Annotated in this window: 18 protein-coding genes; 12 read left to right on the top strand and 6 right to left on the bottom strand. The window is 42.8% G+C overall.

The genetic code is table 11. The annotated features are described in order from the left end of the window. Window positions 1-13 precede the first annotated feature (13 nt). The 12 genes from DBR43_RS16370 (at window position 14) to DBR43_RS16315 (ending at window position 12,649) form a co-directional block, all read left to right on the top strand. Window positions 14-1,114 carry a DUF5074 domain-containing protein gene (locus DBR43_RS16370; RefSeq protein ID WP_124582690.1) on the top strand — a complete coding sequence of 367 codons (1,101 nt, stop codon included), beginning with the start codon at window positions 14-16 and terminating at the stop codon, window positions 1,112-1,114. Window positions 1,115-1,149: 35 nt separating this feature from the next. Then, window positions 1,150-2,265, top strand: coding sequence for a PKD domain-containing protein (locus DBR43_RS16365; protein ID WP_124582688.1), 1,116 nt, complete (start codon window positions 1,150-1,152; stop codon window positions 2,263-2,265). A 27-nt stretch (window positions 2,266-2,292) separates the two neighbouring features. Continuing rightward, window positions 2,293-3,396: a DUF5074 domain-containing protein gene (locus tag DBR43_RS16360; protein ID WP_124582686.1), complete on the top strand. Its 1,104-nt coding sequence runs from the start codon at window positions 2,293-2,295 to the stop codon at window positions 3,394-3,396. Window positions 3,397-3,499: 103 nt separating this feature from the next. Continuing rightward, window positions 3,500-4,084, top strand: coding sequence for a DUF6580 family putative transport protein (locus DBR43_RS16355; protein ID WP_233603003.1), 585 nt, complete (start codon window positions 3,500-3,502; stop codon window positions 4,082-4,084). A 248-nt stretch (window positions 4,085-4,332) separates the two neighbouring features. Continuing rightward, a complete protein-coding gene (locus DBR43_RS16350) occupies window positions 4,333-4,920 on the top strand; it encodes an RNA polymerase sigma factor (RefSeq protein WP_124582682.1) in 588 nt (195 codons plus the stop codon). Beyond that, window positions 4,917-5,657, top strand: a complete 741-nt coding sequence (locus tag DBR43_RS16345; RefSeq protein WP_124582680.1) for a hypothetical protein — start codon at window positions 4,917-4,919, stop codon at window positions 5,655-5,657. Before DBR43_RS16350 ends, DBR43_RS16345 begins: the two co-directional genes overlap by 4 nt. 12 nt (window positions 5,658-5,669) lie before the next feature. Then, the gene (locus DBR43_RS16340) at window positions 5,670-7,043 is read left to right on the top strand and encodes a S8 family serine peptidase (protein WP_124582677.1); all 1,374 of its coding nucleotides are present in this window, start codon (window positions 5,670-5,672) and stop codon (window positions 7,041-7,043) included. 15 nt (window positions 7,044-7,058) lie between these two features. After that, a complete protein-coding gene (locus tag DBR43_RS16335; protein WP_124582676.1) occupies window positions 7,059-9,833 on the top strand; it encodes a CHAT domain-containing protein in 2,775 nt (924 codons plus the stop codon). Between the two features lie 142 nt (window positions 9,834-9,975). Further along, window positions 9,976-10,404: a hypothetical protein gene (locus DBR43_RS16330; RefSeq protein WP_124582674.1), complete on the top strand. Its 429-nt coding sequence runs from the start codon at window positions 9,976-9,978 to the stop codon at window positions 10,402-10,404. Window positions 10,405-10,552: 148 nt separating this feature from the next. Continuing rightward, window positions 10,553-11,029 (top strand): hypothetical protein, encoded by a 477-nt coding sequence (locus DBR43_RS16325; RefSeq protein WP_124582672.1) that lies wholly within the window; start codon window positions 10,553-10,555, stop codon window positions 11,027-11,029. 8 nt (window positions 11,030-11,037) lie between these two features. Continuing rightward, on the top strand, window positions 11,038-11,988 hold the full coding sequence (locus DBR43_RS16320) for an HTTM domain-containing protein (RefSeq protein WP_124582670.1): 951 nt from the start codon (window positions 11,038-11,040) through the stop codon (window positions 11,986-11,988). Then, window positions 11,948-12,649: an SIR2 family NAD-dependent protein deacylase gene (locus tag DBR43_RS16315; RefSeq protein ID WP_199757069.1), complete on the top strand. Its 702-nt coding sequence runs from the start codon at window positions 11,948-11,950 to the stop codon at window positions 12,647-12,649. Before DBR43_RS16320 ends, DBR43_RS16315 begins: the two co-directional genes overlap by 41 nt. 6 nt (window positions 12,650-12,655) lie before the next feature. Here DBR43_RS16315 and DBR43_RS16310 read toward each other — a convergent pair whose 3' ends face one another. From DBR43_RS16310 to DBR43_RS16285, 6 genes are read right to left on the bottom strand one after another with little or no spacing between them, the layout of a single operon-like run. Further along, window positions 12,656-14,446, bottom strand: a complete 1,791-nt coding sequence (locus DBR43_RS16310) for a hypothetical protein (protein WP_124582666.1) — start codon at window positions 14,444-14,446, stop codon at window positions 12,656-12,658. Then, the gene (locus DBR43_RS16305; protein ID WP_124582664.1) at window positions 14,446-15,408 is read right to left on the bottom strand and encodes a FecR family protein; all 963 of its coding nucleotides are present in this window, start codon (window positions 15,406-15,408) and stop codon (window positions 14,446-14,448) included. Before DBR43_RS16305 ends, DBR43_RS16310 begins: the two co-directional genes overlap by 1 nt. A gap of 12 nt (window positions 15,409-15,420) precedes the next feature. Then, window positions 15,421-16,026 carry an RNA polymerase sigma-70 factor gene (locus DBR43_RS16300; protein WP_233603001.1) on the bottom strand — a complete coding sequence of 202 codons (606 nt, stop codon included), beginning with the start codon at window positions 16,024-16,026 and terminating at the stop codon, window positions 15,421-15,423. A 50-nt stretch (window positions 16,027-16,076) separates the two neighbouring features. Next, the gene (locus DBR43_RS32960) at window positions 16,077-17,579 is read right to left on the bottom strand and encodes a DUF4833 domain-containing protein (RefSeq protein WP_158622518.1); all 1,503 of its coding nucleotides are present in this window, start codon (window positions 17,577-17,579) and stop codon (window positions 16,077-16,079) included. 11 nt (window positions 17,580-17,590) lie between these two features. Beyond that, a complete protein-coding gene (locus DBR43_RS16290; RefSeq protein WP_158622517.1) occupies window positions 17,591-18,241 on the bottom strand; it encodes a head GIN domain-containing protein in 651 nt (216 codons plus the stop codon). Between the two features lie 19 nt (window positions 18,242-18,260). Beyond that, the gene (locus tag DBR43_RS16285; RefSeq protein WP_124582660.1) at window positions 18,261-19,436 is read right to left on the bottom strand and encodes a hypothetical protein; all 1,176 of its coding nucleotides are present in this window, start codon (window positions 19,434-19,436) and stop codon (window positions 18,261-18,263) included. Between the last annotated feature and the right edge of the window lie 105 nt (window positions 19,437-19,541).

Below are 19,541 nucleotides of genomic sequence, written 5' to 3'. Positions count from 1 at the left end.
AAAAATATAGATTATGAAACTAAACATTACTTTAAAACCGATTTTACTTGCCACAGTTCTTATGGCTGGTTTTTCTTCTTGTAAAAAGGATAAAATGCCTGACATCGTACCGGGACCGGTTTCCACCCTTGGTGTCTATGTGCTGAACGAGGGATATTTTAGTATGGCAAACAACAGGGCCAATAGCAGCATCAGCTATTATGATGTTACTTCGAAATTGGTAGAGAAGGATTATTTCAGAAAGCAGAATGGAACTGATCTGGGCTTCAATGCAAATGATCTTCAGCAGTACGGAAGTAAATTGTATTGCGTGGTTACAGGTACTACTCCTGAAGCAAAAGATTCTTATGTAGAAGTGATGAGCACCGCTACCGGAAAATCTTTAAAACGAATCTCTTTTTCGGATGATAAAGTGGGTTTTCTTCCCCGTTATGTCCTGTTTTATAAGAATAAGGCCTACGTTTCTTCTTATGATGGAAAGATTGCTAAAGTTGATACGGCATCCTTAACCATTGATTCCAGAATTGCTGTAGGCGGTGCACTGGAGCAAATGGCTATTGTAAACAATAAGCTTTATGTAGCCAACTCTGACCATTTTATGTATAGAACTTCAAATAATGCATCAATTTCAGTGGTCGATCTAAATACCTTCACCAAGCTGAAAGATATTCCTGTGCCAATTAACCCTACAAGAATTTCCGCGACCACTTCCGGAGATCTTTTTGTAGTAACCAGAGGAGTATATAATGGCGCTTTACCCACCCTTACTAAAGTGAGCAGTGTTACCGATACTAAAATTTCTGAAAATGATAAAATCAATATAGAGTTTTTAACGATTAACGCAAATAGTGCCTTTGCGATTGGTGATTATACAAACCCTTTTTTAAATGTGTTTACGGTAGCCAGCGGAACAGTTGGTTTGAAATTTATTACCGATGCTACTGATGTTAAAAACCCATATGGTGTTACTGTAAATACACTGGATAAGGATGTTTTCGTAGGCGATTCCGGTGCCTCAAAATTTTTCTGTTTTGGTGCTGACGGTAAAAATAAATTCTCTTTTGAAACCGGAGATATGCCTAAGCTTGCTGCATTCAGATACGGCTATAAATAATTTAATAAACGCCGCTCTCTTAAACTTACACACAAATGAAAATCAAACATTACCTCATTCTTGCGCTTCTGGGTTTTAGCGTTTTAACATCTTGTAAAAAGGATGAAGAGGAGAAACCGGTACCCGCTGTGAAGATGGGCATAACCGATAAAGAATTAAACGGAAAAGTTAACGAAAAGATCTCCTTCTCTGCAAGTATTGAGAACGGTGTAGCTGTGGAGCAGACCTGGACGCTTGATGGAGTGATCAAGACTACGGAGAGTTCATTCGCATTTACACCTCCTAAATCGGGAATTTATAACGTTACCTATACTGCAAAAGCAGAGGGTGGTACATTTACTTATGTTTATATTTTAAATGTAGGTGTACCTACCGTCCCTGCAACGCCTGGCAGCAGTAGTTTTGTGACCAGGTTATTGGAATACAACCCTGCACCGGGACAGTTTATTAATAAAGTACCCGGAAATCTGGTCAGTGCCCAGGGGATACTGGGCAAAAAGGGAATGGTTACGCTTGGTGCCTGGGGTGGATATATCGTCCTTGGTTTCGACCATACGGTGATCAATGAAGTCAACAAAGACGACATCATTGTTTATGGAAACCCAATGGCAAATTTTGCTGAACCCGGAGTCATTTGGGTGATGCAGGATGAAAACGGAAATGGCCTGGCAGACGATACCTGGTATGAAGTTCCAGGTAGTGAATTCAATAAACCGGGCTACAAACGTAATTACTCGGTCACCTATAAAAGACCTGTTCCCGCTACCGCTGATGTGCCATGGACAGACAGTGACGGCAAATCGGGAGTGGTTAAAACCAATACTTTTCATAAACAACCCTATTTTCCGGAATGGGTAATGGGTAATGAATATACTTTGACCGGCTCATTGCTGCCTTCAAGCGGAATTGACATGACCGTTCCCACTTATATCACCAGCGCTCCATTTGCATGGGGATATGCAGATAATACGGTTGGCGGAGATAAAATTGACATTGCAAAAGCAGTAGATAAAGATGGTAAACCTGTAGCACTTGGTGGAATTGATTTTATCAAGATACAGACAGGAATACAGGCAAATATGGGTTGGTTAGGTGAGTTATCTACAGAAGTGATCGGTGTAGAAGACCTGAGCCTTGTGAAAGCGAATTAAACAAATATAAATACACCACAATAATAAATGAGAATAACAGAATTTAAGGGAATAGCAGCAGCAGTAGTTTTGTCTGCTGCACTATTTTCGTGTAAGAAAGACAGTGCTCCGGTAGGAGAGCAGGAAGTAAACCCGGTAAAGGGCAAGTATGAAGATGGATTTTTTATCATCAATGAAGGATGGTTCGGTCATGGTACAGGATCTGTCAGCTTTTTTGATGCCGCATCTGCGAGTTTGAAGGATAGTATTTTTCAGAAAGAAAATCCGGGAAAAGGATTTGAACCGGCATCCTCTACCGTGCAGTTTGGAACAATGTTCAAAAACAACTTATATGTAGTGAGCAAAGCTAAGGGACCGGTTGTGGTTGCCGATGCTAAAACAATGAAAGAAGTGGGACGAATTCCCGGATCTTCGGAGTACGACTGGCGTGCTTTTGTAGGAATCGATGATAACAATGGCCTGTTGAGCAGTTCAGATGGAATTTACCTTGTTAACCTGAAAACGTATAAACCGATGATGCGCCTGTTGGGTACCAAGGGACAAACCGGAGACATGTTAAAGGCAGAAAACTATGTGTATGCATTATCTCAGTCTGATGGCGCAGTGATCTACAATGTTTCGGATTATTCCGTGGCAAAAAAAATCAAAGGGGTTACCCTTGGTTTTGCCAGAACTCCAAACGGTAAGGTTTGGTATACTGCAGGTAAATACCTGTACCAGTCTGACCCTAAATCTTTAGCCACAGATAGTGTAGAGCTTCCGTTTACACCAAGTACCACCTGGTCTACCTGGTATGCTTCACCTATTACTGCTTCAAGTACAGAAAATACCGTATTCCTGGTTAAAGCCAATAGCTGGGGCGGAGGAAAAACTTTATACAGATATGTATCTGGCAATAAGGCTTCTTTGGACCAGCCTTTTGTAACTACTCCGGATAAACAATCCTTTTATAAAAATAACCTGGGTTATTACGCAAAGACGGATGAACTGGTTACAGGAACTGTTCAGGATGGTTTTGGAGCAAACTACCTCGTGAATAAACTTTATTTTTATAACGCCAAAACAGGAGTATTGAATAAAACCATTACTTACGGAGAATACTATTTTCCGGCGATGTTTGTCTTTCATTAAGACCAATAAATGAATGAAAAACGGGGGAATTCCACAACTGGAGTTTCCCCGTTTTATTATCCGATAGAAAAAATATAACTTTGCTGTATAATTTTAAATGAACATGTCTGAATCTAAATTCAATCCGCGTACGATGATCTTGCTATTGATTATCATCTTTGTCAGCATTATCCGTGTTGCAGCTCCATTTTCCGGTGACTTTAAAGTGATCGCTAATTTCTCTGCAGTAGGGGCTATCGCTTTATTCGGAGGGGCATATTTCAATAACAATGTGAAGGCTTTCGCTTTTCCATTACTGATTTTATTACTGAGTGACCTCTTTATAGCAAAAACTTCAGGTTATGGATTTTTCTATGGCGGCTGGTACTGGACCTATATCGCATTTATCCTGATGGTAGTAATTGGTAAAGTGATGCTGAATAAAGTCACGGTGTTAACTTTTATCGGTTCTGCAGTTGCTGCGGTTCTTGTGCACTGGATTGTGAGCGACATCAGCGCCATGTATATTCCTGGTTTATACCCGCCTACATTTGCTGGTTACATCGCATGCTTAATTGCGGCCATTCCATTTGAGAAGAGTTTCCTTTACGGAACAGTTGCTTACGGAGCAGTGATGTTTGGTGCTTTTGAAATGCTTAAAGCTAAATATCCATATTTGAGTTTAACGAATAGCAGAATAGCTGCTTAATCAGTTATCCTGCCAACTGAATCCCGGGATTCCCATGAACAATCATGAGGAGCCCGGGATTTTTTTTACCCTCTTTTTTAGGATTCAGGATTTAGATTTTTCGATTTAGCATCGCTCATCGCTGTTTCCTTTAAATTACTGACCTTCAGTGTTTAATGTTCTGTCTGAATATTGTTTTTAACCTAAGTTATTTTTACTAACTTTCCTATTGTAACCGATAATTTACATTAAGCTTAATATCTTGAACTATGGGGGCAGACTCAGATATGGCAATTTTGGAGGGCTTAAAAGCAGGTGGGGGACAGCGAAGAATTTTTGAACGGGATTTGTATAAAACCTTCTTTTATTTTATCCATCAGGGCGTAAAAAAGTACGGTATGACAGAAGAAGACGCAGCGAGCGCATATTCTGATACCATTATCAGCATCATCGATAACATTGTTAAAGGCAGTTTTGAGGGACGTTCTGCCCTTAAATCTTATGGCTACAAAATATTTTCCAATAAATGTGTTGACCTTTTAAGGAAAGATACGACTAATAAAAGAAAGGTAAATCAGGCCATGCCGATCGATAGTCTTGTGTATGAGCTTCCTGATCAGGCGAGAACCGCTGTTCAGCAAATCCTGATGAAGGAAGAACGGCAGTACCTGATGGAGAAGCTGATTGCGCTGGGAGAGAAATGCAGACAGATCTTACTTTTTTTTGAAGACGGGTATAGCGACAAAGATATTGCAGATTTTATGGAATACAACTCCGCTGATGTGGTAAAAACCAGTCGCCTGCGTTGTCTGGAAAAGCTTAAAAAGAAAGTTAATGTGGAACAAACCTTAAGATGAACGATTCATTAAATATCATAGAAGCCTATTTCGACGGTTCGTTGTCTGCAGAGGAACGCGAATCCTTTGAAGAACGTTGTGTTAACGATGCTGATTTTGCAGCAGAGGTAGCAGGCTATATTGCTATGAGAGATGCGGTCCGGCAGCACCTGGAAGAGGAAAAAAGAGCGGAATTCGCCTTGCTTTATGCCGAAATGGCTCCTGCACGGCATTCACAGAAAGCAGGAATCAGGATTAAAAAGCTTTCAGTTTACTTGGCTGCGGCCTGTATCATGCTGGTGTTTGGCTGGTTCCTGCTATGGAAAACAACCCATGTAACACAGTTGTCAGAGGATTACATTGCAGCAAACTTTAACACCCTCGGCTTGAATATGGGCGGGGCAGAAACAACAGACCAGTTACAGAAAGGCATTGCGGCTTTCAATGCTAAAAAGTATGAGGAAGCAGTACAGATCTTCAGCTCTATAACTACACAAGGAAGGACTGAACCGGAAGCCGTTAAAAATCTGGGAATCACCTACCTCGTTTCCCAGAAATATGAAGAGGCGATTGTACAGTTTGACCGCCTCTCGGGTTACGACCTGTACAGCAATCCCGGTCTTTTTTACAAAGCACTGGTCTTAATGAAAAGGTCTGCCGGTAATGACAGGGCAGCGGCAAAAAAGCTCCTGCAGGAAGTGGTTGACCGCAATCTGGCAGGAAGTAAAGAAGCAGAAATTTGGTTACAAAAGCTATAAACATCCCTATTTATGAATAAGAATCAAGAACAATCTGAACGGAAGGATCCTCCCGTTTGGATAAAAAAGGCCAGTAACAAAACCGAAAGGTTATTGGGCAATAGTTATCGTAAAGATCAGATTCTGCTGTATTTTAAAAAGGTCCCGACAACAGCAGATATCAATATCATCAAGGTATCTTTGAGGGAGAGTGGTTTTCTCGATACCGATGGGATTAAGATCAGCTCCTGCGGCAATTGTAAAATCCCGGTGCAGTTGTGGTCGGCAAAGGGAATCCATACCCTGGTGAATACGGATTCTGTAAGGGCAGGCTCTGGCCCGAAATCAACCACCGTTGGAGAATCTTATTCCCTGAACTTTTTGAATACCATTCCTGAAACTGATTCAAAACGGAAGGAACTAAAGAGAGGAACGGCAATATCTCCTGATGGGAACAGGGAGGAGATCATAGTCGCGGTATTGGATACCGGTATAGATACCGATCTCGTTGACCCTGCTTATTTATGGCAGGAAACAGCAGGGACTGTAACCGGCGATTGCTATAAGGAACAGAAAACAGGTTGGAATTTTGTGTCCGATAATGCTGATTTTCGGGATAACCATGCCGGGCGGCACGGGACAGTGGTGAGTCAGTACATCATCAATGAATTTAAGCAGTCAAAGGAAAACAGACTGAAAATTATGCCCCTTAAAACACATGATAAGAATGGGGAAGGAGATCTTTTCGGGATCATCTGTGCCATTCACTTTGCGATTGCAAAAGGTGCGCAGATCATCAATGCCAGCTGGGGGTTTTATTATTACTATGAACTTCCTGTCCCTTATTTAAAAACGCTGATCAGCAATGTGCTTAGAAAACAGGGAATTCTTTTTGTCACGGCTTCCGGAAATAAAATTGATGCCGAGGATGTGCTGGCAAAACAGCTTTACCTCGCAGCCCATGGCCTGGTTTTAACAGATAGTCAGCTGCGTAATCTGGCCATTCATAATTTCTATCCTGCTCATTTGAGTACAGTTACCAATAGCGTCGTTACAGTAACAACTACGGATGGTACCAGCGTAAGCACCAGTCAGAATTATTCAAAAGAATATGTAGACCTGGGAGTACTGGCAGATCAGGTTTCAAAAGAGGGGATGAAATTTAAATTGCCCTTTGAGACGAGCGGACCGGAAGTGTGGATCAGTGGTTCTTCTTTTGCCACGGCCATTGCCACAGGACTCATTGGGGCCAATTGTAGGAAAAACCTGTATGTACCTAATATTAAGAAATCAGATTTTCTTGCAGCACTTAAACTTCTGTTGAACGATGACCGTAGCGGTCGTATTCTGGTCAACAATCCAGCTCTTGCCAGGAAGCACATCCGTGACGGTGCCTGTGTTAAATAAAATAGCGGATTTATCATGCGATATTTTTCATTGGGATTGAGGATCCCTTTCCTGGTATCAGTCATCTTTTGCCTGGCTTTCATTTCAAAAGGCCAATGTCCGGGGGATGCTGCAATTGTTGATGCTGTGGCTGATATTCAATCGAATGTCAGTAACAGTTATTCGGACAAGATCGGGCAGTTGAAAGCATTACAGCAGGTTTTTTTTAGATGTCATTCCTCGAAAAACGGAGCATATGCCCAGATTGTACACCGGATAGGTGATATTTATAGTAAGGCCGGCGACCTGGAGCGGGCCATTATCTATACCAAAGAAGCAGTGGCTGTAAATATGGGAAAAGGAGAAGGTGTTGATCCCTCATTTCTGACCAACAGCTATTTTAACCTTGGCATATTTTATAAGAAAATTCACTTTTTGAAGGATTCTCACCATTATTTTGAGCGTTGCATTGATGTGGGACGGGGGTATCCCGATAAACGGGCCATTGTTTTTATGGCTTATGAACAAAAAGCTTATTCTTTTTTTCAAACCGGCGATTATCAAAAAAGTATCGAACAGGCCGATGAGGGAATCTTATTTGCCGAAGCGCATAAAGATGTACTTGCAATGGCCCCGCTTCTGGCCCAAAAAGCACAGTCGGAAATTGAATCAGGGGCATTTGCCGATGCGGAAGTTTGCATAAAAAAAGCAATCTTCCTATTGGAGGGAGAAGATGGGGGAGCGGAACACCTTGCCACCAGTTATTCCGTATATGCAGACCTGCTTCAGAAATCGGGAAAGATCGCTTCGGCCTTAAGGTATTACCATAAATCACTTGAACTGAATAGGGAAAAAGAGAACTGGGAGCAATGTTCCCGGGATTTTCTGGAATTGGGCAGTGCTTACCTTCATGGTTTAGGTCAGAGTGAAAAAGCGGTTTACTATTATAATGAAGGCCTAAAAATGGCTGCCAGGGCTGGTGATACTTACCAGCTTGCGGGCCTGTATTCCAATATCGGGGTGGTATACTGGCGGAATAAGGACTTTCATAAAGCGTTGAAATATTACCAGAAAGCTTTAAATGTACTGCCCCTGAATTTTATTGATACAGCGGTAAAAAGCAACCTCAGCCGGGACATGCTGAAGCTCGTTTCCAACGACTATTTCGTGTCCACGATCCTTGCCAATAAAGGATCTTCTTTGCTTGGGCTATACCGAAAAGAGAAGAATAAGAAAACCCTGCTCCTCGCTTTGAAAACTTACGAAATTGCAGATCAGGCGGTAGACATTATGCGCTGGAAACAAGATGGGGAACAATCAAAACTCATCTGGCGTAAGAAGACCAAAGAAATGTATGAGGAGGCGATAGAAGTTTGTTTTTACCTTCAAAATATAGAGAAAGCTTATTACTTCTTTGAAAAAAGCAGGGCAGTGTTACTCAACGACAAGCTTTGCGAACTCATCGCAGAAAATTACATTGCTGAAAAAGACCGCAGGATAGAAAAACAGCTCCGGGTAAAAACCTATACCTTGAGCATGAAACTTTTGTCGCTGAGTAAAAGCGATGCGCATTACAGGGAGGTTCTGGAAAAGTGGTACAATTCTCAGGACAATTGGGAAGGGTTTATCCGGGGGCTGGAACTGAAATATCCGACTTACTATCAATATAAATACGACAACTCTGTATATCCTTACCGCGCAGTGATGACCAAGCTTGAGGATCAGAAACAATCTTTGGTTGAGTATTTTACCGGCGACTCCACCGTATATGCTTTATTCTTATCCCCGGGACAACAGCAATTGCTGAGGATTCCTTATAAGTCGTACGGAAAGGACAGAAAAAACCTGCTGACCCTTTGCGCTGACAAATCTTTACTGAATCAGTATTACGATTGCTATGAGAAGGTCGCTTATCAATTGTATGATAAACTGATCAAGCCTTTAAAGATCCCTGAGGGAAGGGTGATTGTCTCTCTGGATGATCATTTTATCCCTTTTGAAGCTTTGTTGTCAGATTCGCTGGACAAAAGCAGCTTTTTGGCCAGGAAATACGTCTTTAGTTATGTTCATTCCATGCGTGTCATGATGAAAAAGATCAATCTCCCTACCGTAGAGGAGCATACCTTTCTGGGCATAGCACCTTCCGCTTACAACCGTAACTTTAAGCTTGCTGCCCTTCCCGGTGCAGACCAGTCGCTGGGAAATATTGTACGCTATTTTAAAACCTCCAGGCTCATCATTAACGGCGCAGCCACAAGAGCGGGTTTTTTAAACCACCTGAACAGGTATCAAATTGTACAGATTTATGCCCATGCTGCGGCAGACAGCACAAAGAAAGAACCAGTCCTGTACCTCGCAGATTCAACGGTTTCCCTTTCCGAAATTCAGAAGCTGAGTTTTCCTCATACCGAACTAATTGTCCTGTCTGCCTGCAATACAGGCGTAGGTTATCATGCCGAAGGAGAGGGGGTCTTTAGTCTGGCCAGGGCATTTATGACCGCCGGTGTGCCCTGCACCGTGACCAACCTGTGGCAGGTAGACAACAAGACGACCTATCAGTTAACCGAGTTGTTCTATAAATACCTGCAGAAAGGACTTCCAAAGGATGAAGCATTAAATCAGGCCAAGCTGGATTTTCTGCAGGAGAATGATCAATTGTACAACCTGCCTTATTTCTGGGCTGCAACAATCGTTTTGGGCAATACCGATGGAATTGTACAACCGCCGATCCGTATATTCCTGATCACAGGGATAGCAACCATCCTGTTGATGGGCTTGACCATGCTGGATTTTTTTCTGTTAAAAATATAGCCTGGTTCTATTAAAATGCCGGGTTTTGAAGAAAAATAAAAAAATAATTATAAACCTGTTTCCCTTTGTTCCTGGTTTGCGACTAATGTGTTAAATCTATAGATAATTCATCAAATTCAATTAACCATTAAAAACCAAAAACATGAAAAAATTACTTATCCCTATTTGTGCAAGTTTGTTCCTATTGTTTGGAGCTGTACAATCAAAAGCTCAGGAAACCGCTAAAGGTCTGATCATTAACACCAGCTCACAAGCTGAAGTAGATAAAGTTTTGGCCAGCCTTAAAAACGAAGACCCTTCTACTTACCGTTTAACGGTAACCACTAACAAAGGAGGCCGTTCCAGCTCCAAAGTATATGGTACTGCACCTATCGGGACCATCGGAAAATTAAGCGGTTCCAGAATCACCGGAAAAGGGGGCTTAGCTGCTTCTGACATCATCGTTGCCGTAAAGGTAATTACCAATGGAAAAGAGCTTCAAAATGCTGTGATCTCTCAGTTGAATACCAGTCTGACACAAAAATCAGTGCAGTCTGTGAAACTGAACGCAGTTAAAGGCAAAGGCCTGTAAATGTAAATGCCAGTCATCCCTGATTGAGGGGCGGGCCCAGGCCCGCTTCCTTTTTTTAACCCCAAGTCATGAACGATCATTAGCATAACGCTTACAAACAATATACATGCTCATCATCACTTCATAACCGCTGAAAAATTATATCCCCATGAAAGATAAATTACTTAAAGGCTTTCTCTTCTTCCACCTTTGCATCGTTGTTTTGGGCTCAGGTTTGATGAAGTTCTCCGATAATAAAGTATTTGACGGCCTCATGTTAAGGTATTCCTCCTGGACAGGGGGAGGCTTTGGCTACAGTTTCTTTTCCCCAAATGTGGGCAACCAGACCGTCGTTAAAACCTATACCCTTATCGGACATAAAACCCTTAAACAGGATGCTTTTGGTACAGGAAGAGACATCCTGGATTGCCGGTTTTCTTCGGTACTCCATACTTTCAGGAACCATAAAGCCTACGAACTAATGTCCAGGGTAGTGGCTTCTTATATTTTTGCCAAATATCCCAATGCGGGGCCTACCTATATTTCGATAGGAGAATACATGCCTCCAACTATGTCTGAATACCGTTTATCCAGGAAGAAAAATCAATTCCGGGAGATCTGCAACGGAACTTATACCTATAAATAATTTGTATCATGAAACCTGTTACCTTCAATCATGCGATGCAACTTGCGGTATTGCGCATTGGCGTTGCCCTCACCATCCTTGCGAAGATTCTGGTGGAATTCGATCAGCTGGACATGTTGTTTAGTCAGCATGGGATCATTCAGGATGTGCTCACAAAACCTCTGGACGTATCTTATGCTTTGTCTTTGCCCAAAGTGATCGAATTTTTTGGGATCAGGAATGAACACCTCTTTCTGACCGGTCTCTACGCTGTATTCGGGCTTGCCGCCTGCTTTCTGCTGTTCGGCCTCTATACCAAAATAAGTACCTTTATCTGTTTATTGATTCATTTGATGGTCTTTAATGGCTATAATCTCCTTGCTTTCGGCTTCGATGGATTCCTATTTACGCTATTGTTTTATACCCTGATTTTTCCGGTACAAAAGGTTTTTTCACTGGATCAGCTGATGAGTAAGAAGGTACAAACCATTGTTCCCGAAAGGCTTAATTTGTACCTGCGTGTGTTACAGATCCACCTCTGTATTGTCTATTTCACTGCAGGGTTTTCAAAGCTGGGCGGACAGGAATGGATGAATGGGACGGCCATCTGGCAGGCGATCAACCAGCCTCAGTTTTATACGGATCTGACCCCTTTTGTCAAGGCGCTGGCAAGTTATCCATGGGTTTCGGCTCTGCTGACCTGGGGAACACTGGCGGTAGAACTGTTTTTCCCTTTGCTCATCTGGGTTAAGTGGGGTAAAATGCAGGCCTTTGTCCTCATCGGAGTGTTGTTAATGCATGTTTTTATCGGCGCTGCTATGGGCTTGCAAATGTTTGCCTGGATCATGATTGTGTTCGACCTTAGCGCTTTTGGAGGCATCTTGTTTAAGTGGTCAAATCAGCTCTTTTTAGCTATATTTGATCGCAAGAGCAATGCTTATGAAGAAGAAATTAGTGGTCTTAACGGGTGCCGGAATTAGTGCAGAAAGTGGATTGAAAACTTTCCGGGATACCGATGGCTTATGGGAAGGTTATAATGTTTACGATGTTGCGACCCCGGAGGCCTGGCGGAAAAATCCAGACCTGGTGCAGGATTTTTACAATCAGCGGAGGAAGCAGGTTTTGGCGGCGCAACCCAATGATGCACACCGTGGCCTGGTAGAATTAGAGAAATACTATGATGTTTACATCATTACCCAAAATATAGACGACCTGCACGAAAGGGCAGGTTCTTCCAAAGTAATTCACCTGCATGGGGTGATTACGCGTTCCCAATCCGATCTTAACCCGGCGCTGACCTATCCCATCGATGGATGGGAAATCAAGATGGGTGACCGGTGTGAACTGGGAAGCCAGTTGCGTGCCCACGTCGTCTGGTTTGGGGAATCCGTTCCTATGATAGAAAGGGCATCTGAAATCTGTGAATCGGCGGATATCTTTGTCCTGGTTGGCAGCTCACTGGCCGTATATCCGGCAGCAGGTTTGATTAATTTCGTCCCTTCACAAAGTCCGCGATATATCATTGATCCCAGGATTCCGGAAGTAAGAAACCGCAAACAGGTCATCAGAATCGAAAAGACCGCTACCGAAGGTTTGAAAGAATTGTTGCAGTTGCTACCTGAAATCAGTCGTCAAAGTTAAAGCTGACTAAAAAATAGTGATTCCCGCATTCCAGCCATACCATCCCTGATTGTTTCCGCTAAAATTATGATGTTTTCTTGGCGGAATCTCCTGTCTGTAGCCTTTAGCACTTGCGCCTGGAGGCGCCTCACTGTTATAATAAGAATAGGAGGGACCACCGAATATGGTAAAGCCTTTAAATAGCTGAATCTGAAGATTCAATTGAAACTTGGTTAAAGTGTTGCCGTATTTCCAATTTCCAAGGTATAAATACTGAAAGCTCAATTCCGGAGCAAGAGACAATCGTTTATTGAAGACAAAATCATGTCCGAAACCGAGGCCAAAAGTTTCTACCCTGGAAGAGTCTGAAAAGTTTTTACCTGCAAAGATGATATTGTATAAGTTGGCATTTCCGGTCTTATAAGCAACGTTTGTATTGGTCAGTTCATTGGCATAAATACTGATTTTATGATATCCATTGCCCACAAAATTGAGCAAACCAAGGCTCGTTCCTGTAGAGGAGTCAGAGAAATTAATCAATGCCAGCTGGAAACCCTTATTGTTTCTGGCATAATTGAAAAGGCCTGCCAGTTGTACGCCTGAAGAAGTTCCGGAAGTCAGGTTTCCGACTCCGGCAATCGCTACGCCGCGGGAGTCTCTGGAATTGATATTTCCCACCCCGGCGATCTGGACTCCGTCATTTTTCTTACTTACGATATTGACGATACCTGCGGCCTGAACACCTTTCATATTCCCGCTTACAATATTGGCGATCCCTGCAATCTGAACTCCCTTTGCATCTGTTTTTATCACGTTCAGCAGACCCGCTGCCTGCACACCATCCAGCTTACCTCTAACATCATTGTGCAATCCGGCAATTTGAAACCCTTCTACAGAGCCCCCCACCACATTGAAAAGCCCTGCCGCCTGAAACTTTCTGGCATCCCCCTTGGTTAGATTGAACATTCCGGCCATTTCGAAGCCATCTACTCCGGCAGTATAACCGCCAAGCACATTAAGGGAAACTTTATTGACCACCCTGGAACTCATCATGCCATGAGAACTTAATCCGGGGGTAAAAGAAGCCTGAAAGGGTGTGTTTGCGAAAAAATTGGGAATATTCAGGTTCTGAAAACGTTGTGCGGAAGAGATGAAAAACCTGCCGATGCCCAGATCTTCTATGGCATTGGAGAAAAAGGTTCCTTTTTCTTTGTCCGGATCATCGTAAGACTCCGGTTTAATCGTGATATCTGCAAGAAATACGAGTGCCGTGTCCCTGTAAGTTTCCTTACTGGCGTTCAGGATCACTTCTTTATGCTCTCCTTTGAAACGCAGTTTGAAAAAACCGTCATTGTCGGTCAGCGTAGACTGCAGTAATCTTTTCTCGTATACACTGGCCTGCTTTACTTTTTTTCCTGTTTGGGTATCTACTACATATCCGCTGATCATGTACAGGTTTTCGGCGGTGGTGATGTTTTCCGGTTCGATCGTCAGGTGATTTACCGCATAACGCAAAATGATGTATTCTGCGTTTTCTTTGTAATCGACTTTGCCATCGAACATTTTATCCAGCACATCCCGGACGGGTGTATTCCTGACATTCAGGTTCACCAGGCTATCCTGCGAAAATAAAACCCCATTGTAAGCAAAATAGAAATCTCCCGCTTTACTCATTTTGCTCAGTACGGAGCTCACCTTTTCCTGCCTGATGTCAAAACTGACCCGCTTGGAAAGGTTTTGCTGATACCTGTTTACACTAGTCTGGGCCTGACTGGTACCATATAAAAAAAGAAACAGAAGGGTCAGTTTGATGTTCATTACTTTTTGTTAGACAACAGGATTTCCCGTTGGTTACGTGAGAAGGTTAAATCAAAGGTCTCACAGATGAGCTTTAGGTTCTCTTCTAATGTCGCGCTTAATTTTAATGTGGTAAATAAAGTGTATTTTCTGGCTGCGGGATCTACGCTAATATTTACGTCATAGGCCTCGTTCAGCACTTCAGCCACTTCGGTTAAGGGATTTCCATTGCAGACAAAGAGCTTGCTGCGGTAATAATTGTACAGCTGGTCTTCACTTTGTTCTTTCAGGAGTTTTTTTGTATCGTTGCTGATAGATACCCTTTCTCCTTTGATCAGTCTGATCTCTTCATTACCCAGTCTGACCTTCACAATTCCTGTTTCGACAATGACTTCTGTTTTGTTAACCGTATGTTTTACATTGAAAGAAGTTCCTACCACCTCAACAGATACCTGATCCGCCTTGATGATAAATGGACGGGTTTTGTCATGCGCAACGTTAAAGAAAACCTCTCCTGAATCCAGGCGTACACTCCGGTCATTTTTAAAATCACTGGCATAGCTCAGTTGTGATTTCTTGTTGATAGTGAGCTCTGACCCATCCGGAAGGGTTTTGATGAGTACTTCATTGCTCGCCGTCAGATTGGTATAGGCCACAGGAGACAGCAGCTGATACAATGTCCATGCACCGATGGCAAGTACAAATACGGCCGCTACTTTTAACCAGGTATAATTTTTCTTTAGTGGAAGGACCACTGCTGCTTCTTTCTTCAGTTTCGTTGTTTTCTCCCTGAACTTATTCCATGCCGCTTCTTCGTCAACTTTACTTGTAGGGGCCAGTGTTTTACCAGCTTCCCAGATTTTCTCGAATTGAATAAAAACGGAGATATTTGCAGGGTCAGCAGCCAGCCATTCCTGAATGGCTGTGTTTTCTTCCTCACTTGTTTCCTTCAATAGAAACTTTATCAATAATTCATCAGTCATTGCTGTTCTTGCTTAATTCAAAAAATCTTTATAATACATTATCCCTAATAAAATCAGGGTCAGGAAATCTGCGAGTTTCAGTCGCAATACCCTCAGTGCTTTACCCATTTGGTTTTCCACGGTTTTGATCGACAAGCCCAGCTGATCTGCAATCTCCCGGTATTTCAATTCCTCAAACCTGCTCATTTGAAATATGGTCCGGCATTGTTCCGGCAGTTCATTCAAAGCCTTTCCCAGATTGACTTCCAGTTCTGTAAGCTCTGCTTTCGCCGAAGCGGATTCATGATAGGTGTCCATGGTGTGTTGGGTAAATTCCTGGTGTTTAAACTTTATTTTTTCGTGTTTAAGGTGATTCAGGCAGTCGTGGTAAACGCATTTATAGAGGTATGCTTTTAAGGAACTCTGGATGTTGAGCAGCTCCCGCTTTTCCCAGAATTTTAAAAACATACTTTGTACGATTTCCTCTGCAAGGTCATCATCTTTAAGCATCACATTGGCATAAGCATGCAGGGCCTTATAATGCGTTTTGAACATTTGCTCAAAGGTGGCATCGTCATAGCGTTGCAACTGGGGCTCGGAAACGGGATCGGTTAATTTCACTTGTATAATTCTACTCAAATATATTAGTTTCCTTTGCTTTTATACTGGCGGTGGTTAAATCTGTTCTTTTAAATGTTAATTCTTTTTAAAATCTCCATTCCGGTTTCGGAGTTCGCCGTAATCAGATCGATATAGGTCACTTTGGGAAACCAGAAGGAGCCGCCGTTGACCTTGACAAAAACCCTTTTCAGGAGCAGGTTTTTTCCTTCATCTTTGATGTAGATATGGTATTTATTGTCTGCTCCCGATTTCAACAGGTACATTGGCATCTTTTTATAGGCCACCAGGCGGATCTCATATTGGTCGTTTCCCAGTGCTTTGCATTTCAGGCCATAGGCGAACTTTTTTTCTATACTGCTGAGCTCTTTTGTCTTCGCCTGCTCTTCATATCTGATCCAGGAACCCTTAACAGGTGCTTCCGGGTCCAATGTGCCGTCTTCCCTGTAATTGAGCTCATAGATCACGGTATTCGCATCCGGAGTTCTTTGCAGAAAGAACAACAGGTTTTTACCGGTAGGGGTAGGCAGCGGATGGCCATCCCCAACAGGCTGGGCATTGAGCACCTGATTTAACAGGAGCATGATCATCAGTATGATGGCTGTTGCCTTCGCATGGCCACTGCTTTCTCTTTCAGGCTGCTGCTTCGGATCGCGTTTCAGCTTATGAAGGTAGATCTTTCCCGGACTGGCGAAAATGAAAAACAGGCATTCTCTGATTCCATCGCTTTTCCGGACATCTTCCAGCATGTCCTGGTATTCGTGGAAATTCAGGACAAAAGGATTTGTTTTATTCTCCAATGGGGTAGTGAGCCCGTATACCGGTTTTTCCTCTTCATATTGAAAGGTGCCGAACAGGTGGTCCCAGATCATAAATGTAGCACCAAAATTCTTGTCCAGGTATTTCGCCTGACTGCCATGGTGAACCCGGTGATTAGATGGGGTACCAAAGTATTTCTCTATAAAAGGGTTTAATTTTCCAATTGCTTCTGTATGCACCCAGAACTGGTACAGGGTACTCAGCTGGCTGGCTACCAAAAAGACAACCGGATGAAAGCCCATCATCGCCAGTGGAATAAAAAATACCGTCTTAAAGTGCTGTACCCAGCTTTGTCTGAAGGCCACGGTCAGGTTATAATGTTCTGCGGAATGGTGAACAACATGTGTAGCCCAAAAAAAGCGGTTGAAATGAGAGATGCGGTGCGACCAGTAACTGCAGCAATCGTATAGTACGAAGCAGGGAATTAAAGTCCACCAGCTCATTTCCATTCGCCATGGCAACAAATTGTAAATCCAGATGGCACCGTAAATAAGGATCGCCTTCATCAGTAGATTCACGGCAAGATTTCCCAGTCCAACCAGTAAAGAACCTAGAGTTTCTTTCTTTTCATAGGTTTTATGATCCCCGAAATGGGAGAAGATAAACTCAACGATGGTCAGCAGGAATACTGTCGGAAGTGCATAGGCCACGATATTTGGTGCCTTTTCCTGTACGGAAGCAATGGAATCGAGATTAATTCTCGCTGCTCCGAATAAAGAAATGAAATCTGTCCAGATAGAAGTAATTGTTGCCATGGCCTTTAGGATTAAAGTTTAACGAGTTTTCCTGATCCGCTGATCTTCGAATCTATTTCCGGATTTCCGATGTAGAAAAGGTTTCCGCTTCCACTAATCCGGGCTTTCAGTTCTTCCTGAACATTGACTTTGCCATTGCCGCTCCCGGAAATGTCCACATCAGCTTCTTTTGCAAGAACTTTCTCGAGGTCGATTTTTCCGGAGCCCGAAATGTTCATTAGCAGGTCCTTCACCTCAAAAACAGATTGCGCGGTAATTTCTCCGGAACCGCTGACAGATGTTTTCAATTCATCAATCAATGGAAAAGAACCTGAGATCGCCATTCTGCCACTGCCACTGAGTGCCGCGTTTTTAATTTGAGGCAGGGTGACCAGGATTTCCAGGTCATCGTGCTGCACGCTGACCTTATCATAAGAGAGGTACAGGTTGTTGGCAATGATCTTTGTTTTGAAATAAGGAATCAGGTTGGAGGAACCCTTTATCTCTACTTTATATTCCGTTCCGTAAGTCACCTGAACGGCCTTTGCCCCGCTTAGGTTGACACCGGTAAAGTTACCTGGCGTTCTTGTTTCTGTGATTTTATTCCCGTTCGCCGTAAGTTTTTCTTTGGCGCATGACATCAGGAAAATACCGATGAACATCGCTGTAATGATCTTTTTCATAGCTTGATATTTGTGTGTTTTAAAGAATGAATTGAATTCCGCCACCATAACCGATGTATAAGGCCTGAAGGTTATTTCCCCATTTGTTTCCCCAGCTGTGGATGAATTTTTTGTGCAGGTCTCTGCCTTCAGCGGTATTGGTACTGATGAAGTTAAATGAAGGGCCGCCGAAAATCTCGAAGTGTTTTCCAATCCTGAACGAAGGCAATACTTTTAAAGAGGATTTGAAATATTCTCCTGCCTTGAAACTTTCTACCGACATTCCCGTTAATTCGGTATTTAACCTGAAGGATTTGCTCTGAAACCAATGTGCACCGAAACCGGCCTCCATTGCGTATACTTCATCTTTGTTTTTGAAGTTATAACCGATCCCGATAATTCCGTACAATACTTTTCCACCTGATCTGAAGGACAACATGGTACTGGTGGTTTCATCAGTGGTTACACTAATTCCTTTTTCCCCTTTTTTGATGAGGTTAATGATACCGATAGGATAGTCGCTGCTGTCTGCGATATTGATGAAACCGGCGCCCTGAACGCCTTTTACTTTTTTGGCAATATTGATGAATCCCGCAAACTGAGAACCGCCCACATTTTCGGCTTTATTGATAAAACCTGCCAGTTGGGAACAAGAAACATCTTTGTTCGATAGGTTCATGAAACCCGCAAGCTGTGCGCCTTTCACTGAGCTCGCTTTATTGAAGAAACCGGCGAATTGAACGCCATCTACTGCTTTGGCTATATTTCCGAAGCCTGCAAATTGTGCGCCTTTGACATTTCCTCTGGAAATATTTCCAAATCCTGCAAAAGCGGCACCCTGACCTTCTCCATAAGTATTTGCGAAGCCTGCAATTTGTAATCCTTCGGCTTTTTTACCGATATGGTTGGAGAATGCGGCAAACTGTGTTCCTGTTGCTTCATTGCGGACGATATTGGAAAGACCTGCAAAGGCAAAACCTGTTTCTACAGAAGATACGCCGGCTATCAGATGAAAAGAAAAGTGATTCGTGTCTAAAGGAGCACGTGTTCCGTTGGTGCTGAGGGGATAGACAAACCCAATGTGGATTTTTCCAGGATTCTTGTCCTGCGCATAGCCATTCATCCCGGATAATAAAAGTCCGGCGAAGCCGAGGGCCTTTATGATGCTTTTGAAAGGAGTAGAAGGTTGCGTTTTTCTGTTGTAAAATGTGTTCATTTCTGTCTTATTTTAAAATGAGACAACGAGATGAAGTTTTACCCCTACGCCGGGGTTGGAAAAAATATTATGATATCAAAAATGAAATCACGAAATGACATTTAA

Source organism: Pedobacter sp. KBW06 (genome assembly GCF_003852525.1).
GTDB lineage: Bacteria > Bacteroidota > Bacteroidia > Sphingobacteriales > Sphingobacteriaceae > Pedobacter.
Note: the sequence above shows the minus strand (reverse complement) of the source record. Positions and strands in the feature narration are given on the sequence as shown.